Annotated in this window: 27 protein-coding genes, 1 tRNA gene and 2 pseudogenes; 17 read left to right on the forward strand and 13 right to left on the reverse strand. The window is 35.7% G+C overall.

Annotation, left to right across the window (positions count from 1 at the left end; translation table 11 throughout):
• Nucleotides 1-178: 178 nt before the first annotated feature.
• From ABWU29_RS03925 to ABWU29_RS03950, 6 genes and pseudogenes are all read right to left on the reverse strand, one after another.
• Nucleotides 179-661: pseudogene (locus ABWU29_RS03925) on the reverse strand (hypothetical protein); the annotation flags it as partial.
• A 20-nt stretch (nt 662-681) separates the two neighbouring features.
• Nucleotides 682-1566: an Rpn family recombination-promoting nuclease/putative transposase gene (locus ABWU29_RS03930; protein ID WP_015589065.1), complete on the reverse strand. Its 885-nt coding sequence runs from the start codon at nt 1564-1566 to the stop codon at nt 682-684.
• A gap of 263 nt (nt 1567-1829) precedes the next feature.
• Nucleotides 1830-1943, reverse strand: a pseudogene (locus tag ABWU29_RS03935) (BRCT domain-containing protein); the annotation flags it as partial.
• Nucleotides 1944-2042: 99 nt separating this feature from the next.
• Nucleotides 2043-2207, reverse strand: coding sequence for an IS3 family transposase (locus tag ABWU29_RS03940; RefSeq protein WP_081600771.1), 165 nt, complete (start codon nt 2205-2207; stop codon nt 2043-2045).
• A 238-nt stretch (nt 2208-2445) separates the two neighbouring features.
• Nucleotides 2446-2787: an IS3 family transposase gene (locus ABWU29_RS03945; RefSeq protein WP_095866567.1), complete on the reverse strand. Its 342-nt coding sequence runs from the start codon at nt 2785-2787 to the stop codon at nt 2446-2448.
• A complete protein-coding gene (locus ABWU29_RS03950; protein WP_353280162.1) occupies nt 2741-3085 on the reverse strand; it encodes a transposase in 345 nt (114 codons plus the stop codon). Before ABWU29_RS03950 ends, ABWU29_RS03945 begins: the two co-directional genes overlap by 47 nt.
• Before the next feature lie 198 nt (nt 3086-3283).
• On the opposite strand from ABWU29_RS03950, the gene ABWU29_RS03955 reads away from it, so the two are divergent.
• From ABWU29_RS03955 to ABWU29_RS03970, 4 genes are all read left to right on the forward strand, one after another.
• The gene (locus ABWU29_RS03955) at nt 3284-3469 is read left to right on the forward strand and encodes a hypothetical protein (protein WP_006280029.1); all 186 of its coding nucleotides are present in this window, start codon (nt 3284-3286) and stop codon (nt 3467-3469) included.
• Nucleotides 3450-3791, forward strand: coding sequence for a hypothetical protein (locus ABWU29_RS03960; RefSeq protein WP_041573517.1), 342 nt, complete (start codon nt 3450-3452; stop codon nt 3789-3791). The genes ABWU29_RS03955 and ABWU29_RS03960 overlap by 20 nt, the downstream gene beginning before the upstream one ends.
• A 39-nt stretch (nt 3792-3830) precedes the next feature.
• Nucleotides 3831-4472 (forward strand): fructose-6-phosphate aldolase, encoded by a 642-nt coding sequence (fsa, locus tag ABWU29_RS03965; RefSeq protein WP_015589064.1) that lies wholly within the window; start codon nt 3831-3833, stop codon nt 4470-4472.
• A gap of 336 nt (nt 4473-4808) precedes the next feature.
• Nucleotides 4809-5738, forward strand: a complete 930-nt coding sequence (locus ABWU29_RS03970) for an ankyrin repeat domain-containing protein (RefSeq protein ID WP_174516903.1) — start codon at nt 4809-4811, stop codon at nt 5736-5738.
• 3 nt (nt 5739-5741) lie between these two features.
• On the opposite strand, the gene secA is transcribed toward ABWU29_RS03970, so the two are convergent.
• Complete coding sequence (gene secA / locus ABWU29_RS03975; RefSeq protein ID WP_141457138.1) at nt 5742-8402, reverse strand: preprotein translocase subunit SecA; 2661 nt, start codon at nt 8400-8402, stop codon at nt 5742-5744.
• A gap of 219 nt (nt 8403-8621) precedes the next feature.
• On the opposite strand from secA, the gene ABWU29_RS03980 reads away from it, so the two are divergent.
• From ABWU29_RS03980 to ABWU29_RS03990, 3 genes are read left to right on the forward strand one after another with little or no spacing between them, the layout of a single operon-like run.
• Nucleotides 8622-11321, forward strand: coding sequence for a tetratricopeptide repeat protein (locus ABWU29_RS03980; RefSeq protein WP_353280165.1), 2700 nt, complete (start codon nt 8622-8624; stop codon nt 11319-11321).
• Entirely contained in the window at nt 11278-12087 is an 810-nt protein-coding gene (locus ABWU29_RS03985) for a tetratricopeptide repeat protein (protein WP_353280167.1), read from the forward strand. Before ABWU29_RS03980 ends, ABWU29_RS03985 begins: the two co-directional genes overlap by 44 nt.
• Nucleotides 12074-12250, forward strand: a complete 177-nt coding sequence (locus ABWU29_RS03990; RefSeq protein ID WP_141457140.1) for a tetratricopeptide repeat protein — start codon at nt 12074-12076, stop codon at nt 12248-12250. The genes ABWU29_RS03985 and ABWU29_RS03990 overlap by 14 nt, the downstream gene beginning before the upstream one ends.
• Nucleotides 12251-12288: 38 nt before the next feature.
• Here the strand turns inward: ABWU29_RS03990 and odhB are convergent, their stop codons facing one another.
• Nucleotides 12289-13461 carry a 2-oxoglutarate dehydrogenase complex dihydrolipoyllysine-residue succinyltransferase gene (gene odhB / locus ABWU29_RS03995; protein ID WP_015589060.1) on the reverse strand — a complete coding sequence of 391 codons (1173 nt, stop codon included), beginning with the start codon at nt 13459-13461 and terminating at the stop codon, nt 12289-12291.
• 1119 nt (nt 13462-14580) lie between these two features.
• Here odhB and hemC point away from each other — a divergent pair.
• The 3 genes from hemC (at nt 14581) to ABWU29_RS04010 (ending at nt 16625) form a co-directional block, all read left to right on the forward strand.
• Nucleotides 14581-15459: a hydroxymethylbilane synthase gene (gene hemC / locus ABWU29_RS04000; protein WP_015589059.1), complete on the forward strand. Its 879-nt coding sequence runs from the start codon at nt 14581-14583 to the stop codon at nt 15457-15459.
• The gene (gene murB, locus ABWU29_RS04005; protein WP_141457145.1) at nt 15450-16337 is read left to right on the forward strand and encodes a UDP-N-acetylmuramate dehydrogenase; all 888 of its coding nucleotides are present in this window, start codon (nt 15450-15452) and stop codon (nt 16335-16337) included. Before hemC ends, murB begins: the two co-directional genes overlap by 10 nt.
• Nucleotides 16338-16433: 96 nt before the next feature.
• The gene (locus ABWU29_RS04010; RefSeq protein ID WP_070356842.1) at nt 16434-16625 is read left to right on the forward strand and encodes a hypothetical protein; all 192 of its coding nucleotides are present in this window, start codon (nt 16434-16436) and stop codon (nt 16623-16625) included.
• A 114-nt stretch (nt 16626-16739) separates the two neighbouring features.
• Here the strand turns inward: ABWU29_RS04010 and ABWU29_RS04015 are convergent, their stop codons facing one another.
• The 4 genes from ABWU29_RS04015 to ABWU29_RS04030 all read right to left on the reverse strand — a co-directional run bounded on the left by ABWU29_RS04015 (nt 16740) and on the right by ABWU29_RS04030 (nt 20448).
• Nucleotides 16740-17672, reverse strand: a complete 933-nt coding sequence (locus ABWU29_RS04015; protein WP_141457147.1) for an Rpn family recombination-promoting nuclease/putative transposase — start codon at nt 17670-17672, stop codon at nt 16740-16742.
• A 306-nt stretch (nt 17673-17978) separates the two neighbouring features.
• Entirely contained in the window at nt 17979-19790 is a 1812-nt protein-coding gene (gene glmS / locus ABWU29_RS04020; protein ID WP_141457364.1) for a glutamine--fructose-6-phosphate transaminase (isomerizing), read from the reverse strand.
• An 80-nt stretch (nt 19791-19870) separates the two neighbouring features.
• Nucleotides 19871-20242: a preprotein translocase subunit YajC gene (gene yajC / locus ABWU29_RS04025; RefSeq protein WP_015589055.1), complete on the reverse strand. Its 372-nt coding sequence runs from the start codon at nt 20240-20242 to the stop codon at nt 19871-19873.
• A gap of 129 nt (nt 20243-20371) precedes the next feature.
• Nucleotides 20372-20448, reverse strand: a tRNA-Asp gene (locus tag ABWU29_RS04030).
• A gap of 191 nt (nt 20449-20639) precedes the next feature.
• On the opposite strand from ABWU29_RS04030, the gene rpsB reads away from it, so the two are divergent.
• The 7 genes from rpsB to ABWU29_RS04070 are packed head-to-tail and all read left to right on the forward strand — an operon-like array spanning nt 20640 to nt 25235.
• Entirely contained in the window at nt 20640-21488 is an 849-nt protein-coding gene (gene rpsB, locus ABWU29_RS04035; protein ID WP_015589054.1) for a 30S ribosomal protein S2, read from the forward strand.
• Nucleotides 21469-22329, forward strand: coding sequence for a translation elongation factor Ts (gene tsf, locus ABWU29_RS04040; protein WP_015589053.1), 861 nt, complete (start codon nt 21469-21471; stop codon nt 22327-22329). Before rpsB ends, tsf begins: the two co-directional genes overlap by 20 nt.
• Nucleotides 22330-22339: 10 nt before the next feature.
• Nucleotides 22340-23083 carry a UMP kinase gene (gene pyrH, locus ABWU29_RS04045; RefSeq protein WP_015589052.1) on the forward strand — a complete coding sequence of 248 codons (744 nt, stop codon included), beginning with the start codon at nt 22340-22342 and terminating at the stop codon, nt 23081-23083.
• Nucleotides 23084-23090: 7 nt separating this feature from the next.
• Nucleotides 23091-23648: a ribosome recycling factor gene (gene frr / locus ABWU29_RS04050; protein ID WP_007549203.1), complete on the forward strand. Its 558-nt coding sequence runs from the start codon at nt 23091-23093 to the stop codon at nt 23646-23648.
• Between the two features lie 5 nt (nt 23649-23653).
• Nucleotides 23654-23917, forward strand: a complete 264-nt coding sequence (locus tag ABWU29_RS06025; RefSeq protein WP_039964055.1) for a hypothetical protein — start codon at nt 23654-23656, stop codon at nt 23915-23917.
• 6 nt (nt 23918-23923) lie between these two features.
• The gene (gene uppS / locus ABWU29_RS04065) at nt 23924-24619 is read left to right on the forward strand and encodes a polyprenyl diphosphate synthase (RefSeq protein ID WP_015589050.1); all 696 of its coding nucleotides are present in this window, start codon (nt 23924-23926) and stop codon (nt 24617-24619) included.
• A complete protein-coding gene (locus ABWU29_RS04070; protein WP_015589049.1) occupies nt 24609-25235 on the forward strand; it encodes a phosphatidate cytidylyltransferase in 627 nt (208 codons plus the stop codon). Before uppS ends, ABWU29_RS04070 begins: the two co-directional genes overlap by 11 nt.
• A gap of 16 nt (nt 25236-25251) precedes the next feature.
• On the opposite strand, the gene ABWU29_RS04075 is transcribed toward ABWU29_RS04070, so the two are convergent.
• A complete protein-coding gene (locus ABWU29_RS04075) occupies nt 25252-25443 on the reverse strand; it encodes a zinc-finger domain-containing protein (protein ID WP_006279326.1) in 192 nt (63 codons plus the stop codon).
• Nucleotides 25444-25474 lie beyond the last annotated feature (31 nt).

Consider the following 25474-nt stretch of genomic DNA (forward strand, 5'->3'; position numbering starts at 1 on the left):
TGTAATCAATAGAAAGGCCGATCATTTTAGCTATAACATCTATAGAGACACCGGCCTTAAGTGAATTCTTTGCAACTTCGATTTTCTCTGCTTTTCTGCCTTCGGCTCTGCCTTTTTCATGTCCGATTTGGATGGCTTCTCTATTTATGAGCTGTATTAGCTGTGGTGTTGTGTAGCAGATTATCCAATCTGGTGCTTCTCTGCCATTTTCCCACTTAGCAAATCTCATCTTTTCCTTGAGATAATATCTCCTATAAGCTTCCACAGCACTGCTGCATTTATACTGATCCGGCAGTGCTTGTATAAAAGCTTGCATATCAGTTGATCGAAAAATGAGTAAATCCTTATTACTATCACACCAATTTATTACTTCCTCTGATTTATGCTTCCTTTTGTATCGCCAAGTGTACTCTTTACATAATTCTCTTCCGAACCAATAAAAGTTCCCTTCTGATTGCCTAGCCCACAAAGAACAAGGATGATTGTTGTGAGTCAGTTTATATGGGACTTCTATATTCTGATTTATGATACTGACAAAAGGATTTGGATGCTGTTGAAAAAACATTACTCAATAATTGAGCAGTTTCTAATGGCATTTTTACTATATACATAACATTTGCGCCGCAATTGCTGGGTTTTCATCTAGTACAAAGATGTTCATCTAGACATCCAAAGATAAAATTAGCTTAAGTTTTTGATTTCGTCAGCTGTAAGACCAGTAGTTTGGGCTATAATATCAATAGAAACTCCTGCTTTAAGTAGGTTTTTTGCGACCTCAATTTTCTCTGCTTTTCTGCCTTTTTCATGTCCGATTTGGATGCCTTCGTCTCTAGCATCATCAAGTTTTTGAGCGAGGATGCCTTCTTCTTTCCGCAGATCCATTATCCTTTCTTCGTACGCTATCAGATCTTTCTCATTCCAGCGAAACTTGTCTAACTCATCGTATGCTAGCTTTATTATTGGCGATTTTTCTGCAATATCTTTTAGGTCTTCATCTGTAGTATCTTCTGCGTACTTGAAAAAAAAGCACCAGCGCTCTATTGTACTTTCTAGCTGCTCTACTTTGTTTTTTGCGAATTTAGGCAACTCAATAAATATAAAATAGAAATCTTTTAGATCATGCTCATTAGTGTCTTCATCTCGAATAGTATGCTTTGATTTGTACTCAGATTTATTAGGAAACAGTACACAATCTGCTATAGCAATGAAGATAATTTCCTTAAGGTTATGATACTGGTCACCTTTATCAGCTTGCCTTGAGTAAGCTTTAGCAGCATATAGCTGAGCACGTTTCTCAAAGCCCCTATCACGAGCGAGTTGCATCTCGATTACATATCTGAACCCACTAGAATCCTTGCAAAGGACTTCAACGATGCTTTGTTTATCAGAGGCGACTTCAGGATCCATGTAGGTGCTAAGAAACTCAACTTCTTGTATAGTATCTATCCCGGTAAATCCTAAGATATCATTGAGGAAGTGAATAAGAATGTTCTTATTTTTTTCGGTACCAAAGACCTTTTTGAAGGTTAAGTCTAATTTTGGATTGAGAAACTTAGAAAGAGCCATAGCGAGAGTACCTAAAAAGCATTAATAATTATACACAATTCTGAAGAAATATTCAACTTCTTTATTTTTAGTTTATTTTTTAAGTTTTGAATGTGTTGATGAAAAAAATGTCTTCCATAAATGATCTGAGAATAGCATTTCATACTCTAGACTCCTTTTGTACTCTTTTATCAACCATTCTGTAAAGTATCTTAAAAGGCCAGCAAATGGATGTCATGAATTTAGCAACTGTAATGGCCATCAAAGATACCCTTCAATAGCGTTTATTTTTCTCTCATATTAAATTCCTCCTCGGTTAAAATTTTAATACCCAGCTTTTTAGCCTTTTCGAGCTTTGACCCAGGTTTTTCGCCGACAACCAAGAAGTCCGTTTTAGGCGATACACTTGAATGACCTTACCCAGAAAAAGTGGAGAGAAAGTTTGGAATGTTTTTCACAAAGAGAATGATGAATCAAAATGCTCAGGAATGCAATAGTTAATAGTGACGTTGTTTGTTATAAAAAATTTCTATGTATTCAAATATTGCAGTTCTAGTTTGTTGAGCAGAGTGTTGTGAAGTATCAATAAGTATTTCTCTTTTCAATGAGCTAAAGAAGCTTTCCACAACAGAATTGTTGTAACAACAACCTTTATGACTCATCTATGTTTTTTATGGATAAGAGATATTGATAACCTTGCGAAGTATATTGTGAACCTTGATCACTATGTAATAGTAGATTTTTGGCAGGTTTACGCTTGTTAACGTCCATTAATAAAGAGTCCATAACCAATTGTTTATTTATTGAACTGCTCATTAACTACCATGCGTGAATATAGATCGATTATTGTTGCCAAATATAGCCATCCTTCTTTGGTTTTTATATAAGTAATCCCATACTTTATTTGGTTGATCGACAATAAAGTTTTGGTCTAATATATTGGGAGCTACTGTCCGTTTGTTGTTTCTTAATTTTAAATTTTCTTCTCAATATAGCCTGAATACCATTTTTCTGCATAATACTTTGCACTGTTTTTAAGTTGCAACTTTTACCCAAAGCCTTTAATTCAGCATGAATTTTAGGAGCTCCATATCTACATTTAGAAGCTTGATATATTTTTTGAATATCTGCTAATAACTCTTTATTTGCTGATTCTCTACTGCTTATTTTCCTTGTAGTCCACTTATAGTAGCCACTAGCAGAAAACCCTACATAATTCCTGCACTTTATAGTGTTTACTATGCTCTTTTATGAAAAAATATTTTACTCTTTTTGACTGGCCAGGGCTTTTTTTAAAATGTCTCTTTCTCTTGTTACTTTTGCTTTGTAAATCAAATCTCTCTTTGTCATAAGGTGCTACATCTGGAAATGCATTTGCCGCTGACTTTTTTTCGTTATATTTCTTCATCCATTTTCCTAATACACTATCCCTTATTCCTAGATCTCTTGCTACTTTTGCAACTGTTTGACCTACCTTTCTTTGTTCATTTGCCAGCTTAACAGCTTCCAATTTGAATTCTGCCGTATATTCTCTTACCATTTCTAATCCTCCAAAATTTTATTTTACCCGAAAAAACTCTTTTTTTTCTCTCCACTTTTTCTGGGTAAGGTCAAAGGCGGGCCCAGTAATGCTAGAAGTCAAACCAAAAAAAAGCAACAGCCGGCGAACTCACTCTATTTATAGTACAGATGAAGAGAATTGGATTTATATACCAGTGCCGAAAATAGTTGACAAAGATTGTGTATACTTATTACAATTGTTTGGGTACCAGAAGTTTTTACGGCAACAAAGTATGCACTAACTATAAGTAAGGAAGACTTTAAGCAGGCAATAAAAAAAATGAAGGAACGTTTAAAAGAGATTAAAGGAGAGAAGAAAAAGGTAAAAGGGAATACGGCAGAAAATGAATCTTATTACAAATAGCATAAAGGGCTTTTATTCTAGTGTTAAATCGGACCTAGATTGGCAAGCCAAACGTAGTCTTATTAGGACATTAGTAAAAGAAGTCAACATTGATCTTGATAAAGTAGATGTAGTATTTAAGATCAAAGAACTTGAAAACCCCGCCCAGAATGGACAAAATCAAAAGATGGTACATTGTCTAAGGGGTCTGGGCACTGGGATGACATCTTTTTTCTTGGTACAAATTACTCTTATGTCTCAATATTTGTACAGTTGTGTTATCGGCTGTTTGATGTTTACAACGCAGGAAGTTCATACGGTTGTAAGTCAAGCGGTAGGGTGACAAGATTTTGCAAGGGTATTTTTTTTATAGGAGATTAACATGGAAATTTTTCTTGATAGCGTTGATTTAAATGAAATTAAAGGACTAAAGGAGTTCATTGACGGCATAACAACTAATCCTTCTTTAATAGCAAAGTCCGGGCGTAAAGATAAATACGAGGATTTAGTGCGTGAAATATGCTCTATTATAAAAGGGCCTGTTAGTGTTGAAGTTGTTGCAGATAGCCATGAAGAGATGATCACAGAAGGTCTGAATTTAGCAAAAATTGCTGATAATGTTGTGATCAAATTACCTCTTACACATGAAGGATTAATTTCTTGTAAAAAGTTATGGACAGAGCATAAAATACCTGTTAACATCACATTATGTTTTTCTCCTGGACAAGCACTGCTTGCCGCTAAGGTCGGTGCTTGTTTTATTTCCCCCTTTGTTGGTCGCCTTGATGATATAAGCTATGATGGCTTATCGCTAATAGAAGATATATGTACTATATATTCTAATTACGGTTTTGATACTAAAGTTCTTGTTGCATCAGTGAGAAGCCCAGCGCATGTAATAGAAGCTGCAAGGTTTGGTGCTGATTCAATTACTGTGCCAGCAAAAGTACTTAGACAATTAATTAATCACCCACTTACTGACCAAGGGCTAGCAATATTTGAAAAAGACTGGGGTGTAAAATAATAAACGGTTACAAATGAACATAAAAATTGGCGTATCCGTTCAGGCAATGGCGTCAACTTAAGAGCCTTCATTAGCAAACTCTCCTAAAGACATGATGGCGTTTGCTACCTTATTGCGGCTGCCCTGGTCGAATCTTAACTTTATAGCTAACCCAAGAAAGGTTTCCCTACATCATACCGCCGAGGCGCTAACGAGTAGCGGAATGACGAATTTGTTGTTTTTCAAATTGTAGGTAAACCTAAAGCTATAGAAAAAAAGAAGAACCAGTTTCTTAGTTTTTCATTGACATAATCCACTCCATATGCCATAATAAAATTTTATATCTTGGAGAAGGAAATGACATTAAGGTTAATACTACAAGAAGTCAACAGTAGTCCAGATCTGAGTAAGGAAAATTTAATTGATAGAATTAAAGATAAGCTGCAGCAGGAAAATCAACTTATATATGATGAGTGGAAAAAAAACGAATTTGATATAAATTACACGTTTATAGTGCTCAAGTGCAATTTATTACTTATAGCAGCTGAAAATGGCTATGAAAAAGTAGTAAGATACTTAACAAAAAACGGAGCTAATGTTAATGTACAAGATGAATGGGAAAAAACCTCCTTACATTATTCTGCTCAGCATGGGCATGCACAAGTAGTAGAAGTTTTGCTAGAAGAAGGAGCAGACGTTAATGCACAAAATGAAGATAAAGGGACTCCTTTGCATTATGCTGCTTATAGTGGTCATATAGAAGTAGTAAAACATCTTATAAAAAAAGAGGCAGATGTTAATGTAGTGGACAGATATGGAAGAAGTCCTTTACATTATGCTGCTGAGAATGGATACACACAAGTAGTAGAAGTTTTGCTAGAAGAGGGAGCAGACGTTAATGCACAAGATAAAGACGGAAGAACTCCTTTATATTATGCTGTTTATTACACTCATGGTGAACATCCAAGACTAAATTATCAACATCCAAAAGTAGCGAAACTTCTGCTAAATTATGGTGCAGATCCATCATTTATTCATAGACCTAAAGCTATAACAGCAGGAATTACTGTAGGTATATTAGCTGCCATTGTTGCTCCATTAGCACTCATTTATGCTACTGCATTACCTGCACTAGCAATAGTTGTAATTACTGTGGCATCTGCACTGATCGTTGGTGGAATTTCCTATGGGGTTGCATATAAGTCATCAGAGCATTCATTAAACAGTAAGCTAAGTGAGGTTAGCTGCAGTAATGTTGATGGAAATAAACAAACTGTACAACCATAATTATTAATTCACCACAGTAACCGCGCCGTGGCAGTGTTTGTACTTCTTTCCAGAATTACAAGGGCACTTGTCGTTTCTTGAGACTTTGGGAAGTCTGCTATTTCTAGCAGAATGTAACCTATTGCCTATCTCTTGGTTATCTGCCAACTTAAAGTGCGCTAGGCGGTGAATGGTGAGTTCCTTCCATTTTTCAAGCATTGACTCAAACATCAAGAAAGCTTCGCGTTTAAATTCATTCAGTGGATCTTTCTGCCCCATGGCACGTAGGCTTATGCTTTGTCTTAGGCTCTCTAGAACTGAAAGGTGTTCCCTCCATAAATGATCAAGTGTCATTATCATCATTTGCTTCACGATCGTATTCCACAAATCTGTAGTGTGCTGACTGTTGAAATATTTTTCTTTCTCAGTAAAAAATTCTTGTATCTTATCATTTATATAATCCAAAACTTCTTGTTTGTTTAAAAACTTTGCTAAATCTTCTTTATCAAGCGTTATTCCATACCTTGTATGGAATTCTTTGACTATATCTTCAATATAATCCTCATAATAGCCACTTTGGACTATACCTTCTATTACGCTCTCATTTACTTCGCTATATACTTCAAGTAAATCATTAATTTCGTTGCCTAAGATATTGTTTCTCTGCTTAAAAATAACTTTACGTTGGTTGTTGATTACGTCATCAAACTTAAGTAGAGATTTCCGCACGTCATAGTTTCTAGCTTCAACTTTCTTTTGTGCTTTCTCGAGTGCCTTATTGATCCATGGATGATGAATAGCTTCGTTATTCTTTAGCCCTACTTTTTGTAAAAAACTTCTCATTCTATCAGAGCCAAATATTCTCATTAGGTCATCTTCGAGCGATAAAAAGAACTTAGAAAGTCCAGGATCCCCCTGACGACCAGAACGGCCGCGTAATTGATCATCTATTCTCCTGCTTTCATGTCTTTCGGTTCCAACCACACATAAACCACCAGCTTTTATAGCAATTTCCTTATCTTTTTTTACTCTTTCAACTATTTCTTGGTATTTTTTTTCTCTTTCATCAGCATTTTTTATCTTCTTTAGCTCCACCTTTGCAATCATTTCAGCATTTCCACCAAGCTGAATATCAGTTCCACGTCCTGCCATGTTAGTTGCTATGGTGACACTGCCTGGCACTCCAGCTTGTGCTATTATGTACGCCTCTTGTTCATGATAACGAGCGTTTAATACGGAATGCTTAAGAGAATGGCTTTGCAAAAGCGCAGAAAGCTTCTCAGAGTTTTCGATGCTTACCGTGCCGACAAGGACCGGTTGAAGGCGTTTATGGCATTCTTCTATGAACTTTAACACAGCATTAAATTTTTCTTTTCCTGTGCCATAAATTTCATCATCAATATCAACTCTTTTTACAGATACATTGGTTGGAATTTTTACTACATTTAATCTGTATATATCACTAAACTCTTCTGCCTCTGTTGCTGCTGTTCCAGTCATTCCGGAAAGTTTATTGTACATACGAAAGTAATTCTGAAATGTGACCGATGCTAAAGTTTGGTTTTCATGCTGAATTTCAAGATTCTCCTTCGCTTCAAGTGCCTGATGAAGACCATCGGAATATCTCCTGCCCTCCATCATACGCCCAGTAAATTCATCAATAATCACTACCTTGCCATCCTTTACTATATAATCTTTATCAGCAGTAAACAGCTTATGTGCACGTAATGCTTGGTCTATATAATGAGTCATTATCATGCTGTCAGTATCATAGAGCGAGGAATTTTCAGGAATGAGATTGTATGACCTTAGTAGTTCCTCCACTCGTGAAATACCATCTTCAGTCAAGAATACCGTTCTACCTTTTTCATCTACTTCATAATCGGAGTCAACTAATTTGGTTACTATTTTATTGATATGCTTATATATCTGATTGTTTTCCTCAACCGGGCCAGAAATAATAAGCGGAGTGCGAGCTTCATCAATGAGTATTGAGTCCACTTCATCAACTATTCCGTAGTGAAAGCCTCTCTGAACCATGTCTTCTTGAGAAAATTTCATATTGTCTCGCAGGTAATCAAAGGCAAGCTCGTTATTTGTGGAATACACGATATCTGCACTGTAAGCCTCTTTCCTCTCTTCGTCTGTCAAGTTATTCGTAATAAACGCAACAGAAACCCCAAGAGAATTATATAATTTGCTCATCCACTCTGTGTCTCGTTTTGCAAGATAATCGTTAACAGTTACGACGTGCACGCCTTTCCCTTCTAAAGAATTAAGGTATGCAGCTAAAGTTGCAACGAGTGTCTTTCCCTCTCCTGTTTTCATTTCTGATATCATGCCATTGTGGAGCACCATTCCACCAATCAGTTGAACATCAAAGTGCCTCATGTTAAGAAATCTTCGAGAGGCTTCACGCACAACTGCAAATGCAGGTACGAGAAGATCATTTAACGTTTTCCCATTTTTCAATTCTCGATTGAATTCTTCAGTTTTACCAGCAAGCTCCTCATCAGATAAGCTCTGCATTTCTGTTTCTAATGCATTTATTTGCTGAACAATTTTCCTAAAGGATTTTATTATCTTCTTATTTGTTGACCCAAATATCTTTCTTATAAAAAAGAATGACAACGTAAAAATGAAAAATATAAGAATGGCTGTCAAAATTAGCGGAGAATCTAGCATAAACTTAAGTAAAGTCTTATTTAATATGAGATTATATTACTAAATGCAGCCTACAGCAATTACATATTAGATTTGGGGAGTCTTTATGCTTAAGACAGCAAACAAAATTGACCCTGTTCGGCACTGTTATTACAATGTTAAAGAATCTGTTGCATTATCTTAGGCACTTGGTGACTTTAATTTTTTATAGAAAGAAGTTATTCGTAGGTTTAGTAGGGTATGAATGTAGAAAACAAACAGTCTGAAGTACTTAGTAATCGTACATTTAAGAAGAGAGATGGCACATCAACAGGTGATCATGGTCGCAAGTATGAAGTAAAATTATTAATGCTGTATCTACTTCATGGGTTAAGTAGTAAAATTGACTTTTGGTTAGCATCAAACATAGAAGGTTTTGGAGCCTTTGATGATATTTTTTTTGAGTATAAAGATCAGAAGAACAAATCGAGAATTATCTTGGTTCAAGCTAAGCACTGCAATACACATCGCTCTTCGAAGAATATTACTTTTGAAGATTTGTTTATTGATGGAAATGATAGAAAGCAACAGAAAGAAGATTTCGGGTTAAACAAATATTTTGAATCTCATCCTGAGATTAAGCAAAACCCTGAGTGTAAGAACAGTGATATTACGCTTGTCATTCATACTAATGTCAATGTGAACCTAAAAAAAGGTACAGAGAAGCAAGGAAGCGTAGAAACATTAGAGAAGTATCTGGAAGAGTCAAAGTTAACAAATGATAACACTTTAAATATTTATGAAGGTCAAAAAGGAACGTGCTACAAAATAAAAAATCATACTGAACTGAAAAAATACTTCAGTTGTGGTAGTGACGATGAAATAGAAGATTTTTTACTTAGAATAAGGTTTGTAGTTGATCAACCTAATCATTCAAAATTAGATGATATTATTAAGAAAGAAATAGGGAATATATACAAAATATCAGGGGAAGAAGATATTGATACAGTTTTTGTCCGTGTATATGATAAGGTAGGGAAATGGTGGGCACAACAGGGTAGCAAAGTTTCTTATCTAACAAGAAAAGACGATTATTTTAGGGAAGTTATAGAACATCTTTATAGTCTCAAACCTAGAGAAGATCTATTTGAACGGTGGAACATTCCACCTAAAATAGCTAGTGGAAATTTCATTGAACGAGAATATCTCAATGAAGAAATAGTAAATCATCTAAAGACAAAAAATGAGCCAGTTATATTAACTGCTTTGTACGGGTTAGGTGGAGTAGGTAAAACACAGTCAGTGCTAGATTTTATTCAAAAACATGGGAAAGAATACAAGGCAATATGTTGGTTTAATGCAAAAGATGAAGATCAACTACTCAGTGAATATGTTAATTTAGGAAGAAAATTAAATATTATTCACGATGAAGACAACATTTCTATTGCACAGCGAGCTTATTATGTGAAAAACTGGCTAGAAGATTCTAAACGTGAAGGCTGGTTGTTGATTTATGATAATGTATCAAATTATGAAGTCATTTCTAAGCTCAGACCTACAAAAGGCGGCAAAATAATAGTTACGTCTCGTAATACTGAATGGCCACAAGGGAGTATAGGTGTAGACGTTTTTACTCCCCCAGAATCAGAATTATATGTTAAGAAAATTCTAGGCCAGGTTTCAGAAAGCGATAGGCCAAATATAGGTATATTGGCAGAAAAGTTAGGTAGATTACCTTTGGCATTAGCTCAGGCTTGCGCTTACATCAAAGAAAACAAAATGACTATCTCACGTTACTTAGAAATTTATGCAGAAAGGAAGCTTTATTTATTATCTCATAAAACACTACCTAAGGATTCTAACCATGAGCCTGTGTTTATTACTTGGGATATTACAATGGACGCAATTCGTAATGAGTCTAAACTAGCAAGCAAGTTGTTAGTAGCTTGTGCATATTTAGACAATGATATTCCTAAAGATTTGTTAAGAATATTTCCTGAGATTGTAGAGAACAATTCTGAAGAAAAACCTTTTGAAGAAGTATTAGGTATATTATTGAGATATTCGATGCTAGTGTCCAATGAGCAGAGTAGTAGTGTTTCTATTCACTGTTTAGTACAAGATGTAATTAGGCTAAAGTCAAAGGAAAGTGGAAAAATTAAAAAAGATATAAAAACCGTTTTTCAATTATTAAAAGAAAGCTTCCCTGACGACAGTGATAAATTAGAAGATTATGCTAAGAAGCGACAATTATTGCCGCACTTAGAAGCGTTTTTATCACATATAGATAATTGGCTAGCAAAAAATCCTTCAGAAAAACAAACAATAGAAAAGGATTATCTTGTGTATTTGTTAATATGGATGAACGATGGATACCATGACTTGGGTAATCCCAGAAGACAAAAGGAGCTGCTTGAACAGGCTTTATCTATCTTTAAGAAATATTATGGGCCTTATAATTTTCAAGTTGCTATAGCGCTGGCAAATCTAGGTATCGCTTATGGGGATCTGGGTAATCATAGGAGACAAAAGGAGTTACTTAAACAGGCTTTACCTATTCTTGAGAAACATTATGGCTCTGACCATTTCCAGGTTGCTATTATACTGACAAACCTAAGCAACGCTTATGGGGGTCTGGGTAACCCTCAGAAAGCAAAAGAGTTACTTGAACGGGCTCTAGCAATTCAAGAGGAACATTATGGGCCTGATCATTCCCAAGTTGCTGTTATATTGACAAACCTCGGTATCATTTATGGGAATTTAGGTAACTATGAAGAAAAAAAGGAGTTGCTTGAACGGGCTTTAGCAATTCAAGAGAAACATTATGAGCCTGATCATTCCCAAGTTGCTAGCACATTAGTAGGTCTAGGTACCTCTTATAGAGCTTTAGGTGATTCTCAGAAAGCAAAAGAGTTACTTGGACGGGCTTTTAGCAATTCAAGAAAAACATTATGGCTCTGATCATTTTCAAGTTGCCATTGCACTGACAAATCTAGGTAATGCTTATGGGGATTCAGGTAATCCTAGTAGGCAAAAGGAGTTGCTTGAACAGGCTTTACCTATTCTTGAAGAATACTATGGTTCTGATCATTTTCAGGTTGCCATTGCATTGGCCAATCTAGGTGATGCCTATGGGAATTTAGGTAATTCTCGGAAAGCAAAAGAGTTGCTTGAACGGGCTTTAGCAATTCAAGAAAAACATTATGGACCTGATCATTTCGAAGTTGCTAGAACATTAGTGAGCTTCGGTACCACTTATAGGACTTTAGGTGATCCTCAGAAAGCAAAAGAGTTACTTGAACAGGCTTTAGCAATTCAAGAGAAACATTATGGCTCCGATCATTTCCAAGTTGCTATCACATTGACAAACCTAAGTAACGCTCATGGAGATTTAGGCAATCTTCAGAAAGCAAAAGAGTTGCTTGAACGGGCTTTAGCAATTCAAGAGAAACATTATGAGCCTAACCATTTTACAGTTGCTATAATACTAAAAAACCTAGGCGGAACTTATGGAGACTTAGGTGATTCTCAAAAAGCTAAAGAGTTGTTTGAACGGGCTTTACCTATTTTTGAGAAACATTACGGTCCTGATCATCTTGAAGTTGCTAAACTATTGGCAAACCTAAGTATTACCTATGGGGATTTAGGTAACCCTCAGAAAGCAAAGGAGTTGCTTGAGCAGGCCTCATTTATTCTTGAGAAGCATCATGTCCATGATTACTTCTAAAGTTGTTGAACTATGGGAAATTCTAGGCCCCGCTTATGGTGCTCTAGGTAACCATAAGAAACAAAAGGAGTTGTTTGCACGGGCTTCATCCATCTTTAAGAAACATTATGGCCCTGATCATCCGGAAGTTGCTAAACTGCTGGCAGAACTAGATGACATTTAGGTTTTTAGCAATACTGGATTAACAACAATTCATTTGAGCTACACTTCCAAAACTAATCTATTTGGATCTTCTATATAATTTTTTATTTTAACGAGGAAAGTAACTGCTCCTTTGCCGTCAACTATTCTGTGATCGTAAGAGAGGGCAATGTACATCATAGGTCTAATCTCAATTGAGTTGCCCATGGCAACTGGCCTGTTTTGTATTGAATGCATTCCAAGTATTCCAGATTGCGGAGGGTTTATTATCGGAGTAGAAAGGAGCGAACCATATACTCCGCCATTTGAAATGGTAAATGTTGCACCTTCCATTTCTGATACTTGTAATTTACCTTCTCGTGCTTTTTTGCCAAGAGCAACTAAAGTCAACTCAATTTCTGCAAATGACATCTGATCGGCACCCCGAATAACTGGTACAACAAGACCTTTATCGGTGCCAACAGCAACACCTACGTCATAGTAATGTTTATATATGATTTCATCGCCTGAGATTTCAGCGTTAATTTCAGCAATTTCTTTCAATGCTTGCACCGCTGCCTTTATAAAAAACGACATAAAACCAAGTTTTATTCCATATTTTTTTTCAAAGGCGTCCTTATATTTTGCTCTTAGATCCATGACATTCTTCATGTCAATTTCATTGAACGTGGTCAGTATTGCAGCAGTATTTTGCGATGCTTTCAAACGAGCGGCAATTACTTGTCTTATTTTGCTCATTTTTACTCGTTCCTCTCTTTGCTCTCCACTTACTACACTTTTTGGCAATTCATATTGTTTTATTGCAGGTTGTTCAGCTTTGTTCATATGGCCTATCACATCTGCTTTTGTTATTCTGCCTCCCATGCCAGTTCCTTTGACGCTTTCTGCACTGATTGCATTTTCTTCCATAATTTTACGAGCTGATGGAGCATCTTTTTTAGCAGCACTTTCGCTTTTATCTTCTTTTCTCGCTTCCTCTTTTACTTCTCCCACGGAAAGCTTCGCTAACAATTGATCAGGGCTTATTACATCATCTTCCTTTACAAGAAATTCAGTTATTTGCCCCGAAGCTTCTGCAGTTAATTCGAGTGCTGTTTTGTCAGTTTCAATTTCAAAGATCAAGTCATCTACTTTTACTGCTTCTCCAATACCCTTCTTTATTTTTACTATACCTTCTGTAACTGATTCACCACCAAGAGTTTTTGGTGCTCTGATTTCTATAATTTTGCTCATAAAACAACTTCCGTATAAAACTTTCTATAGATTTATACATGAAAAGAGACATGTAATAAACTAATAAATTCATTGAGGCTCTTATCATTTAGAAGTGGACCACAACTCCCAAATGTCATTCCAGCGCAGCCATAAAAATTCCTTGACAAACTCCGCCAGCCCCCTTATCATGAAACTGAAGCTATTTATTTATCTTCTCTGTACAGATTAAATGACAAAAAAACTCACGTATCTGGCGTCTCATGTTTAATTTTTTGCACTATGTGCACTCTATGTCTTTATCAAATTTCTGGGTTTTTACCTACACAAGCTGAAATATGCTTATAAAGCGTTTAAAACATAAAAAAACGCCAACTTAAAAAATGGATAGTGAATAACTAGCTACCCTAGGGTTTCTTTTGCCTTTTTTTCTGTTTAGTAAATTTCTTAATGTTTATAATTTAGATTAGTTGCGGTTTAAAAGCAGCTGAATCGCGGTTATTAAGTGTTTAGAATAAAAAAACGCCATACTTGAAAGTATAATGTAAGTAATTAGCCAACCACGGGGCTTCTTTTGCTTTTTTTTTCGTTTGGTAAATTTCTTAATATTTATGGCTAAACGACAATCGTCATCCCGCTACTTGTTAGCGGCTAAGAGATACCGCGAATGAATCGCGGTATGACGGTATGCGGCGGCGTGACGATAAGCTCGTCATCCCGCTGCTTGTTAGCGGGATCTCTTGTTAGCGGCTGAGATACCGCGAATGAATCGCGGTATGACGGTTCGCGACAGCATGACGATAACCTCGTCATCCCGCTACGTGTTAGCGGGATCTAGAGATACCGCGAATGAATCGCGGTATGACGGTTCGCGGCGGTATGACGATAAGGTTTATACCTTGTCATGCAAGTACTAGAATCCAGTAAGCTTATTTATGCATGTAAAAGGCTATTATTTTGTAAAGTCAAAGTTGCTTTTGGTTTTAAGTTAAAGTACAATAAATGCAAAGGCTCATATAAACTGGATCCAAGTACTTGAATGACATCAGAGAGAGGGTAACCGAGGTTCATGCGATACACGCTACCAAAGTGTTTAAATAATTAATTAGGTTAAGGTTTGGTATTCAAACAGTCGTACACATGCCAGTCAAAATAGGTACCAGAGGAAGCAAGCTTGCAGTTGCCCAGGCTTTGGAAGCAAAACAAAAGTTGCTGGATTCTTTTCCTAACTTATCTATTGAAATTGTTAAAATAAAAACTTCTGGAGATAAGTATGCAAACGCAAATCTTGCTGAAATAGGAGGCAAAGGATTATTCATTAAAGAAATTGAGACTGAATTGCTCGAAAATAATATAGACATGGCAGTTCATTCGCTAAAAGATATGCCTGCGTTTTTCTCAGGGGGTTTAACAATTCCTTGTGTTTTAGAAAGGCTAAGTTCATGCGATGCGTTTATTTCTCATAAACACAATAGCCTTGAGTCTTTGCCACAGCAGGCTACTATTGCCACTTCTTCAATAAGAAGAAAAGTTCAGTTATTAAATGTTAGACCAGATTTAAATATAGTACCGCTACGTGGAAATGTAACAACCAGATTGCAAAATCAAAGTTTTGATGGAATAATTCTAGCTGAAGCAGGACTCATAAGATTAGAAAAACATCACTTGATTACAGAGGTATTGCCACCAAAAGTTATGTTAAGTGCAGTGGGGCAGGGGGCGGTTTGTATTCAATGTAGAAGGAATGATGTAAAAATTATCAATCTTTTAGAGAAAATTAATAATAATATGTCTTTTATAGGAGTGAAATCAGAGCGCAGTTTTATGAAGACAGTGAATGGTTCATGTTTTACACCACTTGCAGCTTTGGCTGAATATGTGAGCGAAAATATGCTACACCTTCGTTGTATGTTAGCAAGTGGAAAAAATATATACTTCACTGAGCGCACTTCATTTATAGAAGATGCGGAGAAAATGGGTATGGATGCAGGATTAGAGTTGAAATCAAAATGCTTATAAGCTTACCTAAAGTACGTGGAATCTATCGTTATGATGTCTTAATGTCTAAAGCGACGTGGTTAAATGTTGGTGGACGAGCTGATGTATTATTTAAACCATGTGATATTGAAGATTTAACATACTTGATTAAAAATACTGAACTGCCAGTTAGCGTTATTGGTGCAACATCCAACATAATAGTGCGAGATAGTGGCATTCGAGGAATAACAGTAAAATTAGGTAAGGAGTTTGCATATATTAAAAGTAAGGGTAACAACTCTATTGTAGCTGGGGGAGCTGTGCTGCTCAGCAACCTTGCTCACTTTGCGGGAAATCAGCAGATTAGTGGGTTGGAGTTTCTAGTTGGAATTCCAGGAACAGTTGGTGGCGGAATAGAAATGAATGCAGGTGCATATGGTAGTGATATCGCAAGTGTTGTACAATCCATAAAAGCAGTGAATCTAGAGGATGGAAACCTATATGAGTTCTCCAGCGAAGAAATGGGGTATTTTTACCGTGGACATAGCCTAAAAGGAAATTGGATTTTTGTTGAAGCTGAGTTTAAAGGAATAAACTCAGAGTATGAGCTTATACTGCAAAGGTTAAAGGAAGTTATTGAGAGGAAAAATAAAAGCCAGCCAATAAGAGGAAAAACTGCTGGGTGCATATTCAAAAATCCAAAAAACTACCGAGCATGGGAGTTAATTGATAAATCTGGCTGCCTAGGGTTAAATATTGGTGGAGCTAGAATCTCTAAGAAACACTGTAACTTCTTGCTCAATTACGATAATGCAACTGCATCTGACTTGGAAAACCTTGGCAACAAAGTAAAAGATGCAGTAAAGGATAAATTTAATGTTGAACTTGAGTGGGAAATAAGGGTTTTGGGTAGCTATTAGATAGTTTTTATAGCTTATGTATATTCGTTCAGGAGAACGGCAAATAAGGTAAACAAGTAATCTAAAAAAATAATCATAGAGAAACCGTGAGGTAATGTGGTTAATCTTGTAGAACTTTGCAAGAATCTAGAGAGAAAAATAGCAAAGTTATACCAATTCTCATTATTAGTGAATCAAATAAGCGATATTGTAGAGTTATTTAATTGTGGAGTGAGAAAGAAAGGCAATAGTATGGCTTTTTTTCCATTGTTATCTATCCGTTTATTGTGCAGTGGGAATTGGTATTAGCTGAACGGACACTATTGTTATACTATATCTTATATACAATTGTGCAATATGGACAATGGCAACAAATTTACTAGCGAAATTCAGTGATTTATGATTGATAATTAAAGTTCTTAATTAGTAACCGTTCACACTTAATTCTTCAATCTCACTAATAGAAAGGCCAGTAAATTTGACAATAGTGTTGACATCAACATTGTTAGCCAGCATTGCTTTTGCGACTTCGATTTTTCCTTCGATTTTTCCTTCAATTTTCCCTTCCTCTTTACCGATTTTGATGCCTCTTTCTTCGCCAATTTGGATGCCTTTTTCAGTAGCAAGATCAAGTCTGTATTCAAGAATGGCTTCTTCTTTCCGTAGATCCATTATTCTTTCTTCGTAAGCTACTAAATCTTTTTCATTCCAGCTAAACCTGTCTAATTCATCGTAGGCTAACTTTATTATTGGTGCTTTTTCTGCTATTTTCCTTAAGTCTTCTTCCGTAGTTTCATCTGCATATTTGAAGAAAAATAACCAACGATCCACTATGCTTTCTAGCTGTTCTTCCTTATTCTTAGGAAATTTAGGTAGTTCAATAAATACAAATTGAAAATCTTTTAAGTCATGCTCATTGGTTTTCTCGTCTCTTATAGTGTGGCTGGATATATAATCAAGCTTATCAGGAAATAAATTACAATTAGAGATAGCAATAAAGAAAACCTTCTTTAAATCAATGTACTTACCAGATTTATCAGCTTGCCTTGAGTAAGCCTTAGCAGCATATAGTTGAGCTCGTTTTTCGAAGCCTTTATCGCGAGTAAGCTGCATTTCAATCACATACCTGGCCCCACTAGAATCCCTGCAAAGAACATCAACTATACTTTGTTTATCAGATGCAATTTCAGGATCCATTATAGTACTGAGGAATTCCACTTCTTGTATAGTATTTATCTCAGTAAACCCTAAAATATCATTCAAAAAATGTATGAGAATATTCTTATTTTTTTCAGTGCCAAAGATTCTTTTAAAGGTTAAATCCAGCTTAGGGTCGAGAAACTTAGATAAAGCCATAGCCAAAGTGCTTAAAAATATTAATAATTATACACTATTATTAACAATTATTCAACCATATTTTTGAAGATAGCTATGCCGCCGCGAACCGTCATACCGCCGCGGTATCTCTAGATCCCGCTAACAAGCAGCGGGATGACGAATTACTTAACCGTCATACCACCGCGAACCGTCATACCGCCGCGGTATCTCGGCATAGATTCCGCTAACTAGTAGCGGAATGACGATTGTGTATCGTGTTTTGCTAAAAATCACAGAATGCAGTCTGGTTACCTTATTAGAAGTTTAGCTTTAACTTTAAATGGACTACTCAACCGTGACAGACTTAGCTAAATTTCTTGGACAATCTGCATCTAACCCTTTTTTTGCTGCAGTAAAGTAAGCAAGGAATTGCATAGCAACACTGTAGATGATTGGAGAGATAAAATTATCAGTGTCTGGAAGTTGCACCACATCTGCGCAAACTCCCCTTAGGAATGGCGCTCCTTGTTTATCACTGAAGGCAATTACTTTGCCTTTTCTTGCAATAATCTCTTGTATATTAGATAGCGTTTTAAAGAATAAATCATCATAAGGGATAATTGCTATAACAAGCACAGTAGAGTCTATTAAAGCAATAGAACCATGCTTCATTTCTCCCGCTGCAATACCAGTTGTATTGATATATGAAAGCTCTTTTATTTTCAATGCGCCTTCCATTGCAACTCCGTATGAACTTCCTCTGCCGATTAAAATAACGTTATTGTGTTCTAATATACTGCCCGATATATGTTGTATTTTCATCACATTCAAAACGTGCTCAACATACTCGGGAATAGAATTGATAGCACTGCTTAGCTGTTTTATTCTCTCTCCACCCAGTATACCTTTTATTTTTCCAAGCTCCACGGCAAAGCATGCTAAAGTTGCAAGTTGCGCAGAAAAGGTTTTTGTTGAAGCAACACCAATTTCTGGCCCAGCAAGAGTATGTAACACAATATCTGAGATCTTTTCAATGCTGCTGCTAAATGTATTAGTTATACTTATGATTGTTTGCTTCTGTGATTTCGCATAACGCAGCGCTTCTATGGTATCTGCAGTTTCGCCAGATTGAGAGATAAATAACCCAATGCTGCCTTCTTCCAGCTTGACGTTGCTATACCTAAATTCTGATGAGATTTCTAGATATACTCGAACTTGAGCGACATTTTCCAGCCAATACTTTGCTATTAGCCCAGCAAAATAAGATGACCCGCATCCAACTATAGTAATGTGATTCAGTTCAGAGAATAATTTTTTGTTGACCTCTTTATATTGCTTGTAAAATTGGTTTATTGTTTTGTTTAATGCACAAGGTTGCTCAAAAATCTCTTTTAACATGAAGCTAGGGTAACCATTTTTGCTAATTAGAAAATCACTTGGACTACTATTTTCTATACTGCGTTTAACTTGTGTACCATTGTTGTATATACTAACTCCACTAGATTTTATCACTGCAATGTCATCATCTTCCAAATGCGATATTTTTTCCACAAATGCACTTAAAGCATTAGAGTCAGATGCAGCAAACACTGTGTTACAGTTATAGCCTATTGCTAAAGGCAAATTTCTCTTCGCAACAAATAAGGCGTCTGGATATTCTGCAAATAATAAGACCAAGGCAAATGAGCCGTGTAGGTTGTTTAAACACTTAAATAGAGAATCAACTGGCGACAATCCTTCATCAAGATATAAGGTTAGCATGTTTGGTATGATCTCTGTGTCAGTGTCAGTATGGAATGGCATTCCCCTTTCTTCTAGACCCTTTTTTAGCAGATTGTAATTCTCAATTATGCCGTTATGAGCAACAACAACATTATTTGTACGAATGGGATGAGCATTTTTAAGGCCTGGAACTCCATGTGTAGCCCAGCGAGTATGTGCTATACCAACTGTACTGTGAGACATCTTGCTGTCATCAACAACTTCACATAACCTTTCGACTTTACCTTCTGATTTTTTGACTTCTATCTTACCTTCGTTATTTATGATTGCTATACCTGAGGAATCATATCCCCTATATTCCAATTTTTGTAACCCAGTTAGTAAGGTTGGTATTACTGAATCACCGCTACTTACTACACCAAATATTCCGCACACAAATGGATCACCAAACAAACTTTTTTCTAAACATGTTAAGCATTTTTGCCTTTATTACTGGTTGATTTATATTCTTTTTATCATTCTTTCGATTTTACCTTTTTAATTGGTTTAGCTGCTACTTTTTGAGTTTCTTTGCTTAAAACCTCAGATATAGCGGACTTTAGAACTTTTATCTCAACTTTTGGTGCTATTTCTATTATAAATTGTGCATTTGCCTCATCAACTTTATTAACTTCACCTATTATTCCACCAGAAGTAATGACTGTATCACCACGTTTTATTTGATCTATCATCTTTCTATGTTCTTTTAGTTTTTTTTGTTGTGGGCGAATAATGAGAAAATAAAATACCACAAATATTAAAATCAATGGAGTAAAACTAGCAAAAGATGCGCCGATACTTGATGTATTGCTAGTTGCATCTGCTGCAAAAACTTCAGAAATGAGCATATTTAATCCTAATTGTTAATGATAAAAACAAACCTATTTAAGTATTAATTACAATACCATGCCATGTCAAGTTTGGTGGAAGCATTTCTCAATATCGGTTGCGAATTCTAAGTTATGCTAAAACTAATATGGCGGGAGTGATGAGACTTGAACTCACGACCTCATGCGTGACAGGCATGCGCTCTAACCAACTGAGCTACACCCCCCTAATTTCTTTTTAGCGTTTTCGGGCTTCAACTTTAAAGCTAATAAACATGTTGCCCTTTGTCAATATTTTTTGTTTGCGCTTTGCTGTCTTTTCTATTACTATGTAAATAATTTAATTTCACACATGGCTTGTACAAGTAGTCCCATTAGGGTTATGCCATGGAAGATAAACTATTTGGAGGAATGATATATGACAAATTTGCCTAAAGTCACTGTGCGTGATTTAGCTGAATCTGGTGTACATTTTGGTCACAAAATTAGTCGCTGGAACGCAAAAATGGCTCCATATATATATGGGGTACATCAAGAAAATCGTATACATATAATTGACTTGCGAAAAACATTACCATTGCTACAGGTGGCCATGAAGGCTTTATATGACGTTGCATTTCAAGGTGGTCGCATTCTATTTGTTGGTACAAAGTTTCAAGCTTTTGATATTATTGCAAGTGAAGCGATTCGTTGTGGTCAATATTATGTGAATCATCGTTGGCTTGGTGGTATGCTTACTAATTGGGGCACTGTTTCTTCTTCGATAAAAACCTTGATGCAATATGAGAAAATATTAAATGACGAGGATAGCATTTTAACAAAGAAAGAATTGGGAAACATTGAAAAGAAAAAGCAAAAGCTTGATAAGGCGCTTGGCGGTATTAGAGAAATGGGAGCAATTCCTGATATCTTATTCATCATTGATACTAATAAAGAGCATATAGCGGTTAAGGAGGCTAAGAAGTTAGGAATTCCAATAGTTGCAATACTTGATACTAATTCTGATCCAGATGGTATTACTTATCTAATACCTGGAAATGATGACTCAAGAAAATCAATAGAGCTCTATTGTAAATTAGCTACCGACTCTATATTAGCTGGAATAGAGTCTAGTCTAGCAAAATCTGGAGTTAAGATTGATGATATAAGGGGTGATGAGTTTATTCAAGAAAAAGAAGACGGTATTGTGCAAACTAAAAAGAGACGTAGTAAAGTTTACAAAGAAGAAGAAAGGGAGGTAGTAACAAATGAAGATGAATCCAGATGATATAAGAGAATTACGTGATAGAACAGGGCTTGGCTTAAGTGACTGTAAAAAAGCATTAGAAGAATGTGATGGTGACATTAAGAAAGCCGTTGATAAGTTACGTACAATAGGTCTTGCTAAAGCTGACAAAAAATCTGATAGAGTAGCTTCAGATGGACTCGTTGTTATGTGTTTGACTGAAAATTATGGTGCATTGGTTGAACTCAATTGCGAAACAGATTTTGTTGCAAGGAATGAGAAATTTATAGAGTTAGTTTCAAATTTAGCATCAATTGCTCATCAAGAACGCTGTACTAGCGTTGATGAGTTAAAAAATGCCAAGTATGAAAGCATTGGCACAGTGCAGGAAGCTATTATGAATGGTACGTCAGTTCTTGGTGAGAAGCTAGAGTTAAGCAAGCTTTGTTACTTAGAAGCTAAGGATGGAGTTATTGCTGGCTACGTACATGGTGATGTGTGTGGCTTAGGTAAGATTGGTGCTTTAATTGCATTGCAATCATCTGGTGATAAGGCGAAGCTACAAGAGATTGGGAAACAAATAGCTATGCATGTAGTTGCTATGAAGCCTGAAGCTTTGTCTATAGATGATTTAGATCAAATGAAGTTGAAAAATGAACGTTCTATAATTGAAGAGCAAGTGAGGGGCTTAAATAAACCTGAAGAAGTAGCAAAAAAAATAGTAGATGGACGAATGGCTAAGTACTATGAAGAAGTTGTTTTACTAGAGCAAAAGTTCATAAAGGATGATAAAATGAAAGTTTCTGATTTTATAAAGTCAAGCGAGGTGAGTGCTATTAAATTATCTAATTACAAGTTACTTGTTTTGGGTGGTGCAAACTAAATGGTAAAAAATGTTTCCCTCAACAAATGAAAAAAGCGAAATAAAATATTCCAGAGTGTTATTTAAAATCTCTGGTGAAGCTTTAATGGGGTCACAGTCTTTTGGCTATGATATGGGAATAATAAGCCAATTATGCAAAGATATAGCTGATATTAACAGGCTTGGAGTTCAGGTATGTATTGTTGTTGGTGGTGGTAATATCTTTCGTGGCACATCTGCGTCTTTAAGTGGCTGTGAAAGAGCAAGTAGTGATTATATTGGAATGCTTGCAACTATAATCAATGCTTTAATTTTACAAAACTTTTTAGAAAAAAATTTAATAGCTTCTAGGGTATTATCTGCAATACCCATGGCCACTGTATGTGAACCTTACATAAGAAGGAAAGCTATTCGTCATTTAGAAAAAGGTAGAGTGGTAATTTTTGCAGCAGGCACAGGCAACCCATTTTTTACTACAGATACAGCTGCAGCCTTACGTGCTGTTGAAATGAATTGTGATGTTATTCTAAAGGGTACGCAAGTAAATGGTGTATACTCCGCTGATCCGAAAAAAAATGAGGATGCTGTAATGTATGATAGGCTTTCTTACACGGATTTATTGACTCGTGATTTAAAAGTTATGGATGCATCAGCAATTTCACTTGCTCGTGAGAATTCTATTCCAATTATAGTTTTTTCTTTGAAGGGAGAAAAAATAGTCAATATTATTAAGGGTCAAGGTACTTATACTATAGTTTCAGATTGTAAACATTAGGTAATTTATGTTAAATGAAATAAAAGCTAAAACAAAAGAAAGAATGCTAAAAACTATTCAGTCCTTTCATGATGATATTAAAGGCGTACGCACTGGTAGAGCTAGCGCATCGTTGCTTGATGGTATAGTTGTAAATATCTATGGTGGACATCAAAAGTTAAATCAGGTTGCAGGTGTTTCGGTTATAGATAACAAAACTCTATCAATTAAAATTTGGGATATTAATGTTGTCGGTGAAGTGAAAAATGCTATATTAAATGCCAACTTGAATTTAAATCCTGTTGTTGAGGGCAATACCATACGTATAGCTCTTCCGGACTTAACACAAGAAACCCGTGAAAAATTAGTGAAATTATTGCATCAGTTTGCTGAAAATGCACGGATTGCCATTAGAAATATACGTAGAGATATTATGGAAGAAACAGAAAAAATGAAGGAAAATAAAGAAATCTCAGAAGATGATTTTCATGGTGCTAAAAAGGAAATACAAAATATTACTGATAATAATATAAAAAAAATTGATGGTGAATTGTCCATCAAAGAAAAGGATATACTGAATCACTAAATGATATGGAGAAAGCTTACATAGCAAATGATGTCATTCCAGTGCTTGACACTGGAATCCAGTCTTTACTATACAACTATCTGATGCACTTGTTTGAAATCAAATTTCCTGGATCCCAGTGTCGGAGCACTGGGATGACACCAATTTTGCATTCAAGTATCAACTATTGGTGTCACTACAGTAACTCTCTTCCTGTCATGCAAGTAGCTGACACCTTCCAGGTGTCCATTGAAATCCAAAAAATTTCACTCAAGTCAAAATTAGGTTAAATTTAAATGTTGAATCAAGAATCTTTACCGAAACATTTAGCAATTATTATGGATGGTAATGGTAGATGGGCGAACAATCAAGGAAAGGTAAAAATTGATGGTTATAAAAAGGGCAGTGAAGTTGCATACGATATTGCCAAGTATTGTACGGACCTAACCATACCCTACTTAACTTTGTATGCATTCTCTATGGAGAATTGGCTTAGACCCAAAAACGAAACTGACTGTCTATTTGATTTATTTTACTCCGTTTTAACTAATGAAGATAAAGTCAATTTCATTTGCAACTGTAACATTAAGTTGAATTTTATTGGCAATTTAAGTCTGTTATCCAGTAAAATATTGGATCAAATTAAAAAAGCAGAAGAAATGACACATAAGAACGATGGTTTATTACTCACTGTGGCAGTCAGTTACGGAGCAAAGCAAGAAATTACACAAGCTATAAGCAATATTATAAAAGAAAATATTGCTTATGTATCAGAAGAGGAATTTGAAAAATTTCTGTATACTAAAGATTTGCCAAAATTGGATTTATTAATTCGCACTGGCGGCGAAAAAAGGTTAAGCAACTTTTTATTATGGCAAGCAGCTTATGCTGAATTGTATTTTTGTGATACTTTATGGCCTGATTTTTCTTGTCAAGATTTGAGTAAAGCATTAGAAGATTATACAAAAAGAGAGAAAAAATATGGTAGATAATAATTTTATAATTAGAATGTTGTCCTCAATAGTAATATTATTCATATTTTCCTTTGCTACATATTTCAGTGATTTATCGTTTTACCTATTGATTTTTTCAATAGCAGTTTTATCTTCTTTTGAATGGTATAATCTAACCCAAGGAAATAAAATTTTATACGTTTTTGCATTATTATTGATTGCACTACCAAGCGCCTCATTAATATATTTATATAATCTACCACAGGGAAAATACGCATTAGTATGGTTCGTCTTAACCATTTGGGGAATTGACGTTACTGCCTACCTATTTGGTAAGAATTTTGGTGGAGCTAAAATTTGCCCAATTCTTAGCCCTGGAAAAACTTGGACAGGACTTCTTGGTGCGATTTTAGCTGGAGTAGTGTGCACAATTTTTGGATCAATATTTTTTGGTCTATTTTCAATTTTTTATTCTCCAATCATTGGCCTTGCAATTGCTATTCTAGCGCAACTTGGCGATTTCACTGAGTCGCTTGTTAAAAGAGCTTACGGTGTTAAAGATAGTGGAAATATGATACCTGGCCATGGGGGAGTGCTCGACCGTATGGACAGTTTCATTTTTACTGCCCCTCTTATTGCTATTTACATAAGCTAAGTCTGCAGAAGTGCCATTAGAGTTCATCCCTAGTCAGCTCCCCAACCGCTTCTACAGTGCAGTCATGGACAAACGTCTTTTCACAATAAGGGCAGGCTATTTCCTCTTCTTCTCCCATATCTAAATATATTAATGGATGGCCAGAACCCTCATCATTCTCATCACCATGACAACAAACTTTTCTATTATTAACCCTCACTTTTGACATGCTGCTCCTTTAGCTTATAACATTTTATATA

Source organism: Wolbachia endosymbiont (group A) of Phasia obesa (assembly GCF_964028125.1).
Taxonomy (GTDB): Bacteria; Pseudomonadota; Alphaproteobacteria; order Rickettsiales; family Anaplasmataceae; genus Wolbachia; species Wolbachia pipientis.

What these genes read in the sequence shown, in the direction of transcription:
- pyrH (WP_015589052.1), top strand. Translation starts at nt 22,340, where the DNA reads ATGTTTCCCTCAACAAATGAAAAAAGCGAAATAAAATATTCCAGAGTG.
- secA (WP_141457138.1), bottom strand. Translation starts at nt 8,402, where the DNA reads ATGCTAGATTCTCCGCTAATTTTGACAGCCATTCTTATATTTTTCATT.
- uppS (WP_015589050.1), top strand. Translation starts at nt 23,924, where the DNA reads ATGTTGAATCAAGAATCTTTACCGAAACATTTAGCAATTATTATGGAT.
- ABWU29_RS03950 (WP_353280162.1), bottom strand. Translation starts at nt 3,085, where the DNA reads ATGGTAAGAGAATATACGGCAGAATTCAAATTGGAAGCTGTTAAGCTG.
- ABWU29_RS04015 (WP_141457147.1), bottom strand. Translation starts at nt 17,672, where the DNA reads ATGGCTTTATCTAAGTTTCTCGACCCTAAGCTGGATTTAACCTTTAAA.
- ABWU29_RS03980 (WP_353280165.1), top strand. Translation starts at nt 8,622, where the DNA reads ATGAATGTAGAAAACAAACAGTCTGAAGTACTTAGTAATCGTACATTT.
- ABWU29_RS03960 (WP_041573517.1), top strand. Translation starts at nt 3,450, where the DNA reads ATGAATCTTATTACAAATAGCATAAAGGGCTTTTATTCTAGTGTTAAA.
- ABWU29_RS03970 (WP_174516903.1), top strand. Translation starts at nt 4,809, where the DNA reads ATGACATTAAGGTTAATACTACAAGAAGTCAACAGTAGTCCAGATCTG.
- ABWU29_RS03990 (WP_141457140.1), top strand. Translation starts at nt 12,074, where the DNA reads ATGATTACTTCTAAAGTTGTTGAACTATGGGAAATTCTAGGCCCCGCT.
- murB (WP_141457145.1), top strand. Translation starts at nt 15,450, where the DNA reads ATGCTTATAAGCTTACCTAAAGTACGTGGAATCTATCGTTATGATGTC.
- ABWU29_RS04070 (WP_015589049.1), top strand. Translation starts at nt 24,609, where the DNA reads ATGGTAGATAATAATTTTATAATTAGAATGTTGTCCTCAATAGTAATA.
- rpsB (WP_015589054.1), top strand. Translation starts at nt 20,640, where the DNA reads ATGACAAATTTGCCTAAAGTCACTGTGCGTGATTTAGCTGAATCTGGT.
- ABWU29_RS06025 (WP_039964055.1), top strand. Translation starts at nt 23,654, where the DNA reads ATGGAGAAAGCTTACATAGCAAATGATGTCATTCCAGTGCTTGACACT.
- tsf (WP_015589053.1), top strand. Translation starts at nt 21,469, where the DNA reads ATGAAGATGAATCCAGATGATATAAGAGAATTACGTGATAGAACAGGG.
- fsa (WP_015589064.1), top strand. Translation starts at nt 3,831, where the DNA reads ATGGAAATTTTTCTTGATAGCGTTGATTTAAATGAAATTAAAGGACTA.
- yajC (WP_015589055.1), bottom strand. Translation starts at nt 20,242, where the DNA reads ATGCTCATTTCTGAAGTTTTTGCAGCAGATGCAACTAGCAATACATCA.
- hemC (WP_015589059.1), top strand. Translation starts at nt 14,581, where the DNA reads ATGCCAGTCAAAATAGGTACCAGAGGAAGCAAGCTTGCAGTTGCCCAG.
- frr (WP_007549203.1), top strand. Translation starts at nt 23,091, where the DNA reads ATGTTAAATGAAATAAAAGCTAAAACAAAAGAAAGAATGCTAAAAACT.
- odhB (WP_015589060.1), bottom strand. Translation starts at nt 13,461, where the DNA reads ATGAGCAAAATTATAGAAATCAGAGCACCAAAAACTCTTGGTGGTGAA.
- ABWU29_RS04075 (WP_006279326.1), bottom strand. Translation starts at nt 25,443, where the DNA reads ATGTCAAAAGTGAGGGTTAATAATAGAAAAGTTTGTTGTCATGGTGAT.
- ABWU29_RS03930 (WP_015589065.1), bottom strand. Translation starts at nt 1,566, where the DNA reads ATGGCTCTTTCTAAGTTTCTCAATCCAAAATTAGACTTAACCTTCAAA.
- ABWU29_RS03940 (WP_081600771.1), bottom strand. Translation starts at nt 2,207, where the DNA reads ATGAGTCATAAAGGTTGTTGTTACAACAATTCTGTTGTGGAAAGCTTC.